At 63.5% G+C, this 14,235-nt stretch carries 10 protein-coding genes, 1 tRNA gene and 1 pseudogene; 3 read left to right on the top strand and 9 right to left on the bottom strand.

Translation table 11 applies throughout. The features are described from left to right. Positions 1–28 precede the first annotated feature (28 nt). The 5 genes and pseudogenes from M3I54_RS18830 to tig form a co-directional block, all read right to left on the bottom strand. A pseudogene (locus tag M3I54_RS18830) lies at positions 29–319 on the bottom strand (HU family DNA-binding protein); the annotation flags it as partial. Between the two features lie 305 nt (positions 320–624). Beyond that, positions 625–3,051 carry an endopeptidase La gene (gene lon, locus M3I54_RS18835; protein WP_069268095.1) on the bottom strand — a complete coding sequence of 809 codons (2,427 nt, stop codon included), beginning with the start codon at positions 3,049–3,051 and terminating at the stop codon, positions 625–627. 190 nt (positions 3,052–3,241) lie between these two features. Further along, positions 3,242–4,513 (bottom strand): ATP-dependent Clp protease ATP-binding subunit ClpX, encoded by a 1,272-nt coding sequence (clpX, locus tag M3I54_RS18840; RefSeq protein ID WP_254338512.1) that lies wholly within the window; start codon positions 4,511–4,513, stop codon positions 3,242–3,244. Between the two features lie 258 nt (positions 4,514–4,771). After that, positions 4,772–5,425 (bottom strand): ATP-dependent Clp endopeptidase proteolytic subunit ClpP, encoded by a 654-nt coding sequence (gene clpP / locus M3I54_RS18845; RefSeq protein ID WP_028206978.1) that lies wholly within the window; start codon positions 5,423–5,425, stop codon positions 4,772–4,774. Between the two features lie 159 nt (positions 5,426–5,584). Next, positions 5,585–6,931, bottom strand: coding sequence for a trigger factor (gene tig / locus M3I54_RS18850; protein WP_254338514.1), 1,347 nt, complete (start codon positions 6,929–6,931; stop codon positions 5,585–5,587). A 417-nt stretch (positions 6,932–7,348) separates the two neighbouring features. Between tig and M3I54_RS18855 the strand changes: the two genes are divergently transcribed. Together M3I54_RS18855 and M3I54_RS18860 are read left to right on the top strand one after the other, a co-directional pair. Further along, positions 7,349–8,506: a glycerate kinase gene (locus tag M3I54_RS18855; RefSeq protein ID WP_254338516.1), complete on the top strand. Its 1,158-nt coding sequence runs from the start codon at positions 7,349–7,351 to the stop codon at positions 8,504–8,506. Positions 8,507–8,752: 246 nt separating this feature from the next. After that, entirely contained in the window at positions 8,753–9,199 is a 447-nt protein-coding gene (locus M3I54_RS18860) for a MarR family winged helix-turn-helix transcriptional regulator (RefSeq protein ID WP_254338518.1), read from the top strand. 132 nt (positions 9,200–9,331) lie between these two features. Here M3I54_RS18860 and M3I54_RS18865 read toward each other — a convergent pair. Continuing rightward, positions 9,332–9,418: transfer RNA gene (locus tag M3I54_RS18865), tRNA-Leu, on the bottom strand. A gap of 435 nt (positions 9,419–9,853) precedes the next feature. Between M3I54_RS18865 and M3I54_RS18870 the strand changes: the two genes are divergently transcribed. Further along, positions 9,854–10,696, top strand: coding sequence for a squalene/phytoene synthase family protein (locus M3I54_RS18870; RefSeq protein WP_254338583.1), 843 nt, complete (start codon positions 9,854–9,856; stop codon positions 10,694–10,696). Between the two features lie 14 nt (positions 10,697–10,710). Here M3I54_RS18870 and M3I54_RS18875 read toward each other — a convergent pair whose 3' ends face one another. The 3 genes from M3I54_RS18875 to M3I54_RS18885 form a co-directional block, all read right to left on the bottom strand. Further along, the gene (locus tag M3I54_RS18875) at positions 10,711–11,946 is read right to left on the bottom strand and encodes a DUF1501 domain-containing protein (protein ID WP_254338520.1); all 1,236 of its coding nucleotides are present in this window, start codon (positions 11,944–11,946) and stop codon (positions 10,711–10,713) included. Between the two features lie 68 nt (positions 11,947–12,014). Then, the gene (locus M3I54_RS18880; protein ID WP_254338585.1) at positions 12,015–13,523 is read right to left on the bottom strand and encodes a DUF1800 family protein; all 1,509 of its coding nucleotides are present in this window, start codon (positions 13,521–13,523) and stop codon (positions 12,015–12,017) included. Positions 13,524–13,786: 263 nt separating this feature from the next. Then, positions 13,787–14,089: a hypothetical protein gene (locus tag M3I54_RS18885; protein WP_254338522.1), complete on the bottom strand. Its 303-nt coding sequence runs from the start codon at positions 14,087–14,089 to the stop codon at positions 13,787–13,789. Between the last annotated feature and the right edge of the window lie 146 nt (positions 14,090–14,235).

Consider the following 14,235-nt stretch of genomic DNA (forward strand, 5'->3'; position numbering starts at 1 on the left):
CTGCGCTCCCCATCGGGTAGCGAGCCCGCTAGTTTAGCGCATCCTTCAGCGCTTTACCAGGCCTAAATTTGGGCACCTTTGCCGCCTTGATTTTGATCGCGTCGCCAGTACGCGGATTGCGGCCCGTACGCGCCGTACGCTTGCCGACGGCGAACGTGCCAAAGCCGACGAGCGTAACCGAGCCGCCCTTCTTGAGCGTCCCTTTGACGCCGCCGATCACGGCGTCGAGTGCGCGTCCCGCAGCCGCCTTCGAAATGTCGGCTTGTTGCGCGATATGGTCAATCAGTTCCGTTTTATTCATTCCAGCCCCCGAGAATGTGTTTGGGTAAACGTAAGAAAGAAGTTCAACTTATTGGATAGACGTCCCCGCCATAGCGCGGGGACCGCTCATTTAACGGGGCCGAAAGGGCCGTGTCAAGCGGGGTTGAGCCTGATTTGGCGCGGGATTCGAGGGATTATTCGAAGGAGTATCGAACATGTGGGAAAACGCAGAAAAGACCGCTGGTTGTCATCACAGCGTCAAGGATTGTGACGCAAATAAAAAAGCCCGCGGGAGCATCCCGCGGGCTTTTTGGGTCCAACGCGCCGCGTATGAGCGCGGCTTGTTGAAGGCGTACTGAAGGCTTAGTGCTTGACGACTTCCGTTGCGCCGGCATCCTTCGATTCGGCCACGGGCGCCTTGGCATCCTCGGCCTTCACCTCTTCTTCCGGCAGCGGCTGCGGCACACGTTCGAGCGCGAGTTCGAGCACCTTGTCGATCCAGCGGACCGGCACGATTTCGATCGAGTTCTTCACGTTGTCCGGAATCTCGGTGAGATCCTTGACGTTCTCTTCCGGGATCAGCACGAGCTTGATGCCGCCACGATGCGCTGCGAGCAGCTTCTCCTTCAGGCCGCCGATCGGCAGCACTTCGCCGCGCAGCGTGATCTCGCCCGTCATCGCAACGTCAGCACGCACCGGAATACCGGTGAGCACGGACACGAGCGCCGTCGTCATCGCACCGCCTGCGGACGGACCGTCCTTCGGCGTCGCGCCTTCCGGCACGTGGATGTGGATGTCCTGCTTCTCGAACGCTTCGTCCTTGATACCAAGACGACGCGAACGCGATCGCACCACCGAGCGTGCCGCTTCGACCGATTCCTTCATGACGTCGCCGAGCGAACCCGTGCGGATCACGTTGCCCTTGCCGGGCATGACCGCCGCTTCGATCGTCAGCAGATCGCCGCCGACTTCCGTCCATGCAAGGCCAGTGACCTGACCGATCTGGTTTTCCTTCGCGGCCAGACCGAAGTCGTACTTGCGCACGCCGAGGAAAGTGTCGAGGTTGGCGCTGTCCACCGTGACGGCCTTGTCGGCCTTCTTCAGCAGCAGCATCTTCACGACCTTGCGGCAGATCTTCGATACTTCGCGCTCGAGCGAACGCACGCCCGCTTCACGCGTGTAGTAGCGAATGATGTCGCGGATCGCGCCTTCGGTCACCTCGATCTCGCCCGGCTTCAGCCCGTTGTTCTTCTTCTGCTTCGGCAGGAGATAACGCTGGGCGATGCTGACCTTCTCGTCTTCCGTGTAACCCGACAGACGGATGACTTCCATCCGGTCGAGCAGCGGCGGCGGGATGTTCAGCGAGTTCGACGTGGCGACGAACATCACATCGGAGAGGTCGAAATCAACTTCGATGTAGTGGTCGGCGAACGTGTGGTTCTGTTCCGGATCGAGCACTTCGAGCAGCGCCGACGACGGGTCGCCGCGGAAATCCATGCCCATCTTGTCGACTTCGTCGAGCAGGAAGAGCGGATTGCGCACGCCGACCTTGGTGAGGCTCTGCAGGATCTTGCCCGGCATCGAACCGATGTACGTTCGACGGTGACCGCGGATCTCGGCTTCGTCACGCACACCGCCCAGCGCCATACGCACGAACTTGCGGTTCGTTGCGCGCGCAATCGACTGCCCGAGCGAGGTCTTGCCGACGCCCGGAGGCCCGACCAGGCACAGGATCGGCGCCTTGACCTTGTCCACGCGCTGTTGCACCGCGAGATACTCGAGAATGCGTTCCTTTACCTTCTCGAGACCGAAGTGGTCTTCGTCGAGCACGGCTTCGGCGTTCGAGAGGTCGTTGTTGACCTTGCTCTTCTTTCGCCACGGCAGGCCGATCAGCGTGTCGATGTAGTTGCGCACGACAGTGGCTTCCGCCGACATCGGCGACATCAGCTTGAGCTTCTTGAGCTCGGCGTCGGCCTTCTTCTTGGCTTCCTTCGGCATGCGCGCAGCCGTGATGCGCTTCTCGAGTTCTTCGAGATCCGCACCCTCTTCGCCTTCGCCCAGTTCCTTCTGGATTGCCTTGACCTGCTCGTTCAGGTAGTACTCGCGCTGGCTCTTTTCCATCTGGCGCTTCACGCGGCCGCGAATGCGCTTCTCTACCTGGAGAATGTCGATTTCGGCTTCGAGTTGCGCGAGCAAGTGCTCCAGACGCTCCACGACCGGGAACATCTCGAGGATGTGCTGCTTCTGGTCGAGCTTGAGCGGCAGATGCGCGGCGATGGTGTCAGCAAGACGACCGGCCTCGTCGATCCCCGACAGCGACGTCAGGATCTCCGGCGGGATCTTCTTGTTGAGCTTCACGTACTGGTCGAACTGCGAGACGATCGCGCGGCGCAGCGCTTCGGTTTCTGCGCTGTCGGCGTGGTCCGGTTCGAGCGGCATCACTTCGCACGAGAACTGCGTTTCCTGCTCTTCGATGGAAAGCGTCTTCGCGCGCTGCAGGCCTTCCACGAGCACCTTCACGGTGCCGTCGGGCAGCTTGAGCATTTGCAGGATGTTGGCGACACACCCTACTTCATACATGTCTTTTTCGGTCGGCTCATCCTTCGCGGCGGTTTTCTGCGCGACGAGCATGATGTGCTTGCCGCCTTCCATAGCCGCTTCGAGGGCCTTGATCGATTTCGGTCGGCCCACGAAAAGGGGAATCACCATATGCGGGAAGACTACGACGTCTCGCAGCGGCAGCAGCGGGAGCGTGGTGCGTTCCGGCGGGAGGAGTTGGGTTCCTGACATTTCATTTCCCCATGAGTGGAATCAATTGTTCGGTAATTGAGGCCTGAGATACCGATTGCAAGCCTCGTGCGTGTGGGAAAAGTTCAGTGACTCCAAAATAGTGCGCCATCGACCACAAGATAAACGAAAAAGCCGTTCATCCCATTGTATGAACGGCCCTTTTCCGGAACTCTTTAGCCGATCACCACCATCAGTTCGACCCTGCAACCTTCGGAGCGTCTTCGTAGATCAACAGCGGTTTGCCGTCGCCGTCGATCACATTGTCGTCGATGATGACCTTGCTCACGCCCTTCATGGCCGGCAGCTCGTACATCACGTCGAGCAACGCCTGTTCCAGGATCGAGCGCAGGCCACGGGCCCCGGTCTTGCGGCGGATCGCCTTGCGGGCGACGGCCTGCAGCGCGGCCGGGCGAATTTCCAGCTCCACGCGCTCCATGTTGAAGAGCTTGTGATACTGCTTGACGAGCGCATTCTTCGGCTCGACCAGAATCTTCATGAGCGCGACTTCGTCGAGCTTGCCGAGCGTGGCGACCACGGGCAGGCGGCCGATCAGTTCGGGAATCAGGCCGAACTTGATCAGGTCTTCCGGTTCCGTTTCGCGCAGCACTTCGCCTGTGTCGCGCTCCTGCTTGCTCTTCACGCTCGCACCGAAGCCAATGCCGGTCTTTTCCGTACGATCGGTGATGACCTTTTCCAGACCGTCGAACGCGCCGCCGCAAATGAACAGGATATTGGTCGTGTCGACCTGGATGAAATCCTGGTTCGGATGCTTGCGGCCACCCTGCGGCGGCACCGAAGCCATCGTGCCCTCGACGAGCTTGAGCAGCGCCTGCTGCACGCCCTCGCCGGAAACATCCCGCGTGATCGACGGGTTATCGGACTTGCGGCTGATCTTGTCGATTTCGTCGATATAGACGATGCCGCGCTGGGCCTTGTCGACCTCGTAATTGCAGTTCTGCAGCAGCTTCTGAATGATGTTCTCGACGTCTTCGCCCACGTAACCGGCTTCGGTCAGCGTGGTGGCGTCGGCGATCACGAACGGCACGTTCAGAAGGCGCGCGAGCGTCTGCGCGAGCAGCGTCTTGCCCGAGCCCGTGGGCCCGATCAGCAGAATGTTGCTCTTGGAGAGTTCGACGTCGTCTTTCTTGTCGAGGTGCTTCAGACGCTTGTAGTGGTTGTACACCGCCACTGCGAGAATCTTCTTCGCGCGCTCCTGCCCGATTACGTACTGGTCGAGGATGTCGCGGATCTCCTGCGGGCTCGGCAGGTCCGAGCGCGACAGCGCCGCGTCGACGCCCGCACCGGCGGCTTCGTCGCGAATGATCTCGTTGCACAAGTCGATGCATTCATCGCAGATGAATACCGACGGACCAGCGATGAGCTTTTTCACCTCATGCTGGCTCTTGCCGCAGAACGAGCAATACAACAGCTTCTCGCTGTTAGAACCTTTCTTGTCCGCCATGGATAAATGAGCCTCCGGACACTCTGTTACATGATACGCCGTTTCCCCCGGCGAGGCCGGAGGGTGCGTGAACCGCTTGCTGTGACGGCGTTGGGGGCCGCGGGCCGCGAAGCGCGTTTGCCGATTATTTCACAAGGTCTGCGCGGCGTCGGCTATCCCCTTTTGTACGGGGGCCGAGCTGATCCTTTACATCGCTTTTTTGTCACGGCTTGCGCGCCGCCCTTCGCAGGGTCGGACGCGCAAAACCGCTCGCGCAGCTTAAGGACGCTTGTGCAGGACCTGGTCGACGAGACCGTACGCCTGAGCGTCGTCGCCCGACATGAAATTGTCGCGATCCGTGTCGCGCGCAATGCGCTCGACCGGCTGACCCGTATGGTGCGCGAGCAACTGGTTCAGGCGCTCCTTCAGGTACAGGATTTCGCGAGCCTGGATTTCGATGTCCGAAGCCTGGCCGCGCGCGCCGCCAAGCGGCTGGTGAATCATCACGCGCGAGTTCGGCAGCGCGAAACGCTTGCCCTTGGCGCCCGACGCCAGCAGGAACGCGCCCATGCTGGCCGCGAGGCCCATGCAAAGGGTCGAAACGTCCGGCTTGATGAACTGCATCGTGTCGTAAATCGCCATACCGGCCGACACCGAGCCGCCCGGGCTGTTGATGTACAGGCTGATGTCCTTGTCCGGGTTTTCGCTTTCGAGGAACAGCAGCTGGGCGACCACGAGGTTCGCCGTCTGGTCGTTCACTTCGCCGACCAGGAACACCACGCGCTCCTTGAGCAGGCGCGAGTAGATGTCGTAGGAACGTTCGCCGCGGCCGCTCGTTTCGACGACGATCGGCACGAGGCCGAGCGCCTGCGGGTCGAAGTCCCGCGACGAGTGGGAGGTCAACGTATCCAGCGATTGAGCGCGAATGGTCATGCAGTGCATCCTTGTCTGGAAAAGTTCTTCTATATACCGGTATGGCGACGGACCCCGGTTAAATCAACCACACGGTCAGCATGGCTAAAACCTGCGGATACAAAAACGGCGTGCTGGCCGTCGGTCGCTCCGACAGCCGGCACGCCGTAGCGGGCAGTTTTAAGCCTGCGCCGTCGCGCTTGCCAGTTCTTCGAAGCTAACTTGCTTGTCCGTCACCTTGGCCTTGCCGAGCACGAAGTCGACGACGTTCGATTCGACGACATAGGCTTCCATTTCGGCCAGACGCTGCTGGTTGGAATAATACCAGCGCACGACCTCCTTCGGGTCCTCATAGCTTTTCGCGAATTCGTCGACTTCAGCACGGATCTGCTCCGGCTTCGCCTCGAGGCTGTTGGCCTTCACGAGTTCGGCGAGCACGAGGCCGAGCTTCACGCGACGCTCGGCTTGTTCCTTGAACATTTCGGCCGGGATCGGCGCGTCCTTGGCGTTGGGCACGCCACGCTGCGCGAGGTCGGCGCGCGCCATTTCGACGAGGCGCTCCTGATCCTGCTCGACGAGCGCGTTCGGCACCTCGAGTTCGGAAATCTTGAGGAGCGCGTCCATCACCTGGTTCTTGACGATGGACTGGGTGCGGCGCTTCGCTTCGCGTTCGAGATTGTCCTTGATTTCGGCGCGCATCTTCACGAGGTCGCCGTCGGCGATGCCGAGCGACTTGGCGAATTCAGCGTCGATTTCCGGCAGGTGCGGCCACTCGATCTGCTGCATCGTGATCGTGAACTTCGCCGTCTTGCCGGCGACGTCCTTGCCGTGATAGTCCTCGGGGAACGCGAGGTCGAATTCGCGCGACTCGCCCTTCTTCAGGCCGATTGCCGCCTTTTCGAATTCCGGCAGCATGCGGCCTTCGCCCAGCACGAACGCAAAGCCTTCCGCGGTGCCGCCCTGGAACGCGACGTCATCGATCTTGCCGACGAAGTCGACCGTCACGCGGTCGCCTTCCTTCGCTGCGGTGTCGGCGCCGCCGTCACCGTGCTCGCCGGCTTCCCCGCGAGCGTGGAAGTGCACACGCTGCTTGCGCAGGATGTCGAGCGTACGGTCGATTTCAGCTTCGGTGATGGTCGTGGTCGTACGCTCGATTTCGGCCGTTGCGACGTCGCCGAGCTTCACTTCCGGGTAGATCTCGAAGGTCGCGTCGAACGCGTAATCGCCTTCAGCGGCTTCCGACTTCGGTGCGAAGCTCGGCTGGCCGGCAACGCGCAGGTTCTCGGCGCGGCTGATGTCGAAGAATTCCTTGCCGACCTTGTCGCTCAGCACTTCGGCTTCGACCTGGCCCGAATACTGCTGCGTGACCATCTTGAGCGGCACCTTGCCCGGGCGGAAACCCGGCATGCGCACGTTCTTCGCGAGTTTACGAATGCGCGAATCGATTTCTTTCTGCACGGCGTCCTTCGGCAGGGAAATCGTCACACGGCGTTCGAGCTTGCCGAGGTTTTCAACAACGTTAGCCATGGCTTCAATCGTCCTAAAATTGTTCGAGCGAATCAGTAATCTGTGGTCTTTGCGAACCGCGGTCCGCTTGGGTCCGATAGGGTCCAGCAACCCGCTTTGGAGCTGAACGCAGGCGCCTGGTGCGCCGCTCAACAGCGCCGAAACGGGCGGCTTGCGGTGCGGTTCCGTCAAGAGAGCCAAGTATTTTAGCAAACTATTTCCCGGTCCCAGTGGAATTGCCGTTTGAGTGTGCTAAGAGCCTGCTTTTGACGGGGGTTTGGTCTGCTTTTGAGCCGCTACGAGCCTGAAATGTGCCCCAATGCGCGCTATCGCAACGGCGTTATCCAGCGCACGCGGCGAGGCTGTTAAGCTTACGCTCGCGCCGGACGCCCCGCCGGCCGCAGCCGCTCCCAACACAATTCTTCCAGCAGAGACACCATGCCGAATTCGTCGACTGACGCTCCCGTTATCGTCATTGCTCCTGACTCTTTCAAAGGCTCGCTCAGCGCGGACGGGGTCGCCGCCGCGATCGCCGAGGGCATCCGCCGCGTGCGCGCCGACGCCGACATCCGCATTCGCCCCATGGCCGACGGCGGCGAAGGCACGCTCGACGCGATGCTGTCGATGGGCGGAGAACGCCGCGTCCTCACCGTCGAAGGCGCAGCGGGCCCGAAGCGCGACGCCGCAGTGGGCCTGCTGCACGACGGCAGCGCGATCGTCGAAACGGCCGAGATCGTCGGCATCACGGACCCGGTGGGCATGGGCGTGCCGGTGGACGCGCGCAGCACGCGCGGTATGGGCGAAGCGATCCGCGCGCTGCTCGACGAAGGCGTGCGGCGCTTTTACGTGGCGCTCGGTGGCAGCAGCACCAACGACGCCGGCGCGGGCTTGCTCGCGGGCCTCGGCCTGCAACTCTTCGACGCCGCCGGCAAGCCCCTCGAGCCCACGCCGCAAGCGCTCGCGCAAGTAGCGCGCGTGGAGGCTTCCGGGCTCGACGCGCGACTTCGCGAGGCATCGTTCGTCGGCATGTCGGACGTGGACAATCCGCTCACGGGCGAGCATGGCGCAACCGCCGTGTTCGGCCCGCAAAAAGGCGTGACGCCCGAGCAGGTCGCGCCGATCGACGCGGCGCTCGGCCGTTTTGCCGATCTGCTCGAAACGGCGCTGGGCCGTCGCGTGCGCGACGAAGCAGGTTCCGGCGCGGCCGGCGGCCTCGGCTTCGCGCTGCGCATGCTCGGCGCGAGCTTCGAGCCCGGCGCCGAAGTCGTTGCGCGCACCATCGGTCTGGACGAAGCGCTCGATCGCGCTGACTGGCTCATCACCGGCGAAGGCCGCTCCGACGTACAAACGCTGCACGGCAAGGCGCCGTTCATCGCCTGCCGCCACGCCGCGGCCGTGGGGGTGCCGGCCACGCTGCTCTCGGGCGCCGTGGACGCAGCCGCCCTGCCGCGGCTCGCCGAGCATTTCAGCGGCTGCTTCTCGCCCGCACCGGGCCCCATCACGCTCGAAACCGCGATTCGCGACGCCGCACGGCTGCTCGCCAACGAAGCGGAGCAGCTCGCCCGCCTCAAATACGCTGCGCGTACATCCATCTAACATGCGGGCAGACCGGCCGGGGGCCGCCGCCCCCACCTCGTTGCCAGAATCCGGGCGGCGAGATCGCGGCCAGACTCATGACCTCGGCGCGCCACGCATTCCGCAGTAAGCGATTAATAGATTCGTGCACCGCACAGGACGCGCTGGACAAGGGTTAGGATGCGTTGACCCGCGCGCAAGATGGGGCAACAATCATGAAATCGCGACACGATCGCGCCCTTCCCAAGCGACCAGACCAGGACTCCCATGAAGGCAAGCAAAGCCGGACTCGAACAATTCCTCACCTATCGGCTGCATGTCCTGAACAAACTCTCCGAACGTGGTGCGAGCGAACGCTACCAGGCGAAGCTCGGCATCACACTTCCGGAGGCTCGGCTCATTGCAGCTGTGGGGGCGTTCGGCCCGTTTTCCGTGATGGAGCTTGCGCGTCACGCGAATCTCGACAAGAGCCAGGCAAGCCGTGCAGCCGAGGCGCTGATGCGCCGCGGCCTCATGCAGCGCGACACGAGCGAGGAAGACGGACGCCTCGTGCTCGTTTCGCTCACAACCGACGGACGCGCGCTGTATCGCAAGGTCATGCCCATCGCGCGCAAGTGGAATGTCGACCTCTTCGCGAGCCTCGACGACAAGGAGCGCGACACACTCGCGCGCGCGCTCGACAAGGTGATCGTAGCCATGCAGACCGAACTGTAAGGCAGTACGAACGAGCAGAGGCAATAAGCTAAACAGATGGCGGCCAGGATCGAGCCGCCATCGCGATTGCCCCGCGCAAACCGCGCACAAACAAAAAGGCCACGTACCTGACGGTACATGGCCTTTTTACGATGGTGCGTGAGGCCGGACTCGAACCGGCACACCCTTGCGGGCGTCAGGACCTAAACCTGGTGCGTCTACCAATTTCGCCACTCACGCGAATTCTTTGCGCTTCTCATCTTGCGCCCGGCAGGACCGCTGCGAATAACGCGTGCGATACAACCCTGTGCGACATGCCGACTGATCGAGTCCTCGTGAGACGCCGGGCGTAGTATTGTCCACCTCGCCCGCAATCCAGCCTGCTTTCTGACTACGCCCGCCGGCAGCGATGCTTCATTATGTGCCGGCTGCGCGCTTCTAGCTAAGCGTCAGAAAGCGCAAGCGCGAGATTCTAACCGATTGACTGGCGCTTGTCTGCACCCTGAAAACGGTGCGCGACGGGACATGACAGCGCATCAACCCGTGCATCGACCAGCGCGCCGGTCCGCTTTGCCGGGCCGGCCGAAAGCCGCGCCGATGCTAGAATCGCGGCTCTACCGTCGCGGCGCGCTCTGGCCGCCGCACGAGCCGCTTCGCCCCACATCTCCGAACGCCGTGAACTTCGACGACTACTGCCTGCAAAAGGCGGCCCCCCCTGGTTCGAGCACTTACTATGCGCTGCGTCAGGCCCGCGCTGCGCGCCAGCCGCTCTTGACCGCCCTCTTCGCGCTGCGCCGCGAACTCGAGGAAACCGCGAAAGAAACGAGCGATCCCACCGTCGGCCGCACGAAGCTCGCCTGGTGGCAAAAGGAACTGGCCGCGCTCGCCGCGGGCAAACCCGCGCATCCGGTCACCCAGGCGCTCGCCGAGCATCTCGGCGATGCAAGCGCCGTCTATCCCGATCTGCAAGCGCTGCTCGCAGGCTTCGAGATGGACTTCGAGCAGGCGCGTTATCTCGATCTGCCGAACCTGCGCCGCTATATGCAGGGCGTGGGCGGCACGTTCGCCTCGCTCGTCGCGCAACTCAGCGCGCGCACCGACGAGGACCGGCAGGACGCTGGACGCTGGGCCGCACCGCTCGGCAACGCGCTGATGTTCGCGCAGTTCGTGCCGGAAATCGGCAACGACGCGCGCCATGGCCGCATCTACGTGCCCATCGACGAATTGCAGCGCTACAACGTCACCGCCGCCGATCTCATCAACCGGCGCTACAGCGCGGAATTCACGGAGCTGATGCAGTTCCAGACCTCGCGCGCGCGCGAAGCGGTACATACCGCGCTCGACGCGATTCCGGCTTCGGCGCGGCGCGACCAGCGCACCCTGCGTGCGCTCGCGGCACTCGAACTCGCGCTGCTCGACGAAGTCGAGCGCGAAGGCTACCAGGTGCTGCATCAGCAGATCGTTCTCACGCCAGTGCGCAAGCTGTGGATCGCCTGGCGCGCCGCGCGTCGTTGTTGAACTTCGCGCCCGCGCTACGCGCGCAGCAAAGGCAGCGGGTCGAAGCGCTGCTGCAGCACGGCCTGCGCGTCGAGGCCCCACCACGGGCCTAGCACGGTCGCATAGATCTGCCTGAAATCGACACCCACCGGCAGATTGCCGTTGCCGTCGAGCCGCGTGAGTTGCGGCGCCTGACCATAGAGCCCGCCCGCCACTCGCCCGCCCACGACGAAGTGCGCCGAAGCCGTACCGTGATCGGTGCCGCGGCTTTGATTCTCGCGCACGCGCCGCCCGAATTCCGCATAGGTCACGATGAGCGTGCGGTCCCAACGCCCGAGTTCCACGAGCGCCGAGCGCATCGCCGCCATGCCCGAGGCGAACTGGCGCAGCAAGTCGGCGTGACGCTGCGGCTGGTTCTGGTGCGTATCGAAGCCGTTCAGCGTCAGACGAATCACCGCGACGCCACGCCCCGCCACCGGCGCGCCTTGCGGCGTGTCGCTCGATGCGAGCGCCTGCATGGCCGTTTTAATCGAGGTACCGAACGCACCTGCCGGAAACGCAGTCTTCAGCGCGTAATTGCCCGGGCGCGGCCGCAGCGCGTCGGCGGCATGCACGATGTCGTTCTCAACGTCGAGGATATGCGCGAGCGCGGGGTTGCGTTCCTTGAGCGATACCGGCGTGACGAGGCGCGAAGCGCGCGCGAACTGAGCCGGATTCACGAGCGCGATGGCGCGCGCGCCGTTCGAGAGCGGCCCCATCTCGGCGCTGCCGAGCACGAGCGCATCGGCGGCGAATCCGGGCGGCACCGGCTCGCGTGCGAACGTGCGCGTGAGCCAGCCCTCTCGCAGATATTCATTCGAGCGCGAAGCCGTGTCCCAGATCTCGATCGATCGAAAGTGCGAGAGATTTGGCTGCGCGTAGCTCACGCCCTGCACGATCGCGAGCTCGTGCGCGCGCCACATCGGCATGAGCGGCGCGAGCGCCGGATGGAGCGCCGTGCGCTCGTCCAGTTGTATCGCCTGTGCACGCGGCACGCCAATCGTTTGCCGGTAGCTGTAGTAAAGCGGATCGGCAAATGGCACGACGGTGTTGAGGCCGTCGTTGCCGCCCTTTAGCTCGACGAGAATCAGCAGGTTCTCGTAGCCGCTCCCCGTGCCCGGGCGCATGGGCGCCGAGCCTTGCGCGCGCGCAGCGCGAGGCACCCATAGCGCAGAACCCGCCATCGCGGCGGCCGCCGTCGCACCGGCTGCAAGAAAGTCGCGTCGCTTCATGGCTTGCCTCGCTCGTCAGTGCGGCGGCGCACATTGCCGCCAGGGATTCGGCTACTCATAGCCATGCTTCACTTCAACTGATACACCGGATCCATCAGCAGTGCCTGGAGATATGAACCCGAACGGCTGCCAACCGCAATCGCATCGACGGGTGCAAGCGGTAGAACTGCATGCTGCATTTGCAACTGCGCGGAAAGGCCGGGCGTGGCATCGGCGGCGAGACCGAAGCGCGAGAGCCAGCCGTCCAGATCGAAGCGCATGCCGCCTTGCAAAGCGTCACTCCGCATCGCGTTCGGCGCGTTCTGCACGTTTTGCGGCATGCTTGCCGCGATCTTCGTCGCTGCGACGGAAGCATGCGGCCGCCCTGCTTCCGTCGCACGAAACAGCTGCTCGACGAACTGCTTGCGCGCGAGCAGCGTCGAGCTATTGATCCACGACGCCCCGCCGGGCCACCCCTTCACGTTCGGCGGATAGAACAGGTTCTCGCCTAACGCGGCCGAGCGGCGCGCGAACGGCAGCGTATCGCCATAAGCGACGTCGAAGCGCCGCATCGTGCCGACGATGAACTCTACCGGCGAACTCACGAGCACACCCCGATTGCGTTCATCCCAGAACGCGGGAGCGACGAAGAGCGCGCGAAGCGCGGCGCTGATTTCATAACCACTTGCGCGAAAACGATCGGCGACGCTTGCGAGCTGCGCATCGTCCGGCGTGGCGGAGATGAACTCGCGCCACAGCCTGGCCGACACATACCGCGCAGTTTGCGGCTGCGCGAGCAGGATGTCGAGCACCTGGTCGCCATCGAACGCACCGCTGCGTCCAAGCACGGTCTTTTCGCCGTCGTCGTGCAAGTCGGCGCGCCAGACGAACGCCTGGGTGTCGGGATCGAGACTCCAACCCGTATAGGCACGCGCCGCTTCGGCAACGTCGCGCTGCGAGTACTGCCCTTCGCCCAGCGTGAACAGTTCCATCACTTCGCGCGCGAAATTCTCGTTGGGCCTGCCTTTACGATTGCTCGCGCCGTCGAGGTAAAGCAGCATCGCGGGGTCCTTCGCGACCGCGTGCAGCATGCTCGCGAAACTGCCCAGCGCATCGCGCCGCAACAACGCGTTTTGCGCGGCCATCAACTGCGGCTCGCCGACTTTGTCCTGCCCCGAGGTGAAGTGGTTGTGCCAGAAGAGCGTCATACGCTCGGTCAGCGGCGAAGGCGTGACGAGCATCTCGCGCAGCCACCACGCGCGCAATTCGTCATAGCGTGCACCGCGCTGGCGCTGCGCTTGCTGGCGTTCTTCGGCGGTCCACGCGCTGCGCTGTGCCCGGCTCGGCGGCACTTCGGCGGCCCATGCGGGCGGCGGCGTGAGCGCCTCGCCGCGCGCGCCGCCGATGAGCCGCGCGACAGCCTGCTCTCGCGTGAGCCCCACATAAGGCGCGACTTCGCTTTCGCGCGGCGCGAAGCCCGTGCGTACGAGAAGATGGCGGGCGTCGTCGGCGTCGAGCAGCGCATCCGCGCCGTCGTCGGGCGCCGATGCGTGGGCGGCGGACTGCGCGTTTGGCCTCGACCGTCTGGAGTCGCTCATAATGAATGGGCGCACGACGAAACCGCCGGCGCAGTCAATGAATGTACCGGCTTAACGGCTGTGGCGAAACGGATGTTGACTGTGCAATTGCTACGGTATTTTTCAGCGCGTTTCGGCGGCGCGAGTGCACGCATGCGCGCTTCGATGCCGATAAAATCATGAAAGGCACGAGAAAGGCGTGAGCGATGTGCGAAGAAAAAATCGCGTAACCGTTATCGCCGCGTAATCGCAGCAGCGCGGCATTTACGCGCGCCGCAGCGGTATCAGCGCTTGTACAGTTCGCGCACGGCGTCTTCGATATGCTGGCGCAAGAGACGCCGCTCTTCGGGCGTCATATGGCCGTCGCGGCGACGCTGATCGAGATCGGAGGGAACTGCGGGACGCTGGTTGATGTCCGATGCGGGGCGCGGGATCGTGTCGCTGCGTACGCGCCGCATGGACGGTTTGCCGCCCGGCGAGCGAGCGGAGGACGGCGGGTTCTCGTAGCGGTCTGCGGAGGGCTGGGCCCGGGCCGGCACCGACTCCAGTGCAGCCACCACGCCACCGGCAAGCGCCAGTGCAAGCATGGTGTGGCGCATTGTCGGCCTGACCCCTCCCATCGTTTTGTTCCCTTCTTGACGCGGCAAACGGCTACCTCGAATACATGTACGAACCCGGCTCGGCGCGGGCATGAATTTTAAAGTCGAATGAAGTATCTACCGAACAGCCGCTT

It is taken from the genome of Paraburkholderia sp. CNPSo 3274, assembly GCF_024206475.1.
GTDB lineage: Bacteria > Pseudomonadota > Gammaproteobacteria > Burkholderiales > Burkholderiaceae > Paraburkholderia.

What these genes read in the sequence shown, in the direction of transcription:
- lon (WP_069268095.1), bottom strand. Translation starts at nt 3,051, where the DNA reads ATGTCAGGAACCCAACTCCTCCCGCCGGAACGCACCACGCTCCCGCTG.
- clpX (WP_254338512.1), bottom strand. Translation starts at nt 4,513, where the DNA reads ATGGCGGACAAGAAAGGTTCTAACAGCGAGAAGCTGTTGTATTGCTCG.
- clpP (WP_028206978.1), bottom strand. Translation starts at nt 5,425, where the DNA reads ATGACCATTCGCGCTCAATCGCTGGATACGTTGACCTCCCACTCGTCG.
- tig (WP_254338514.1), bottom strand. Translation starts at nt 6,931, where the DNA reads ATGGCTAACGTTGTTGAAAACCTCGGCAAGCTCGAACGCCGTGTGACG.
- M3I54_RS18855 (WP_254338516.1), top strand. Translation starts at nt 7,349, where the DNA reads ATGCCGAATTCGTCGACTGACGCTCCCGTTATCGTCATTGCTCCTGAC.
- M3I54_RS18860 (WP_254338518.1), top strand. Translation starts at nt 8,753, where the DNA reads ATGAAGGCAAGCAAAGCCGGACTCGAACAATTCCTCACCTATCGGCTG.
- M3I54_RS18875 (WP_254338520.1), bottom strand. Translation starts at nt 11,946, where the DNA reads ATGAAGCGACGCGACTTTCTTGCAGCCGGTGCGACGGCGGCCGCCGCG.
- M3I54_RS18880 (WP_254338585.1), bottom strand. Translation starts at nt 13,523, where the DNA reads ATGAGCGACTCCAGACGGTCGAGGCCAAACGCGCAGTCCGCCGCCCAC.
- M3I54_RS18885 (WP_254338522.1), bottom strand. Translation starts at nt 14,089, where the DNA reads ATGCTTGCACTGGCGCTTGCCGGTGGCGTGGTGGCTGCACTGGAGTCG.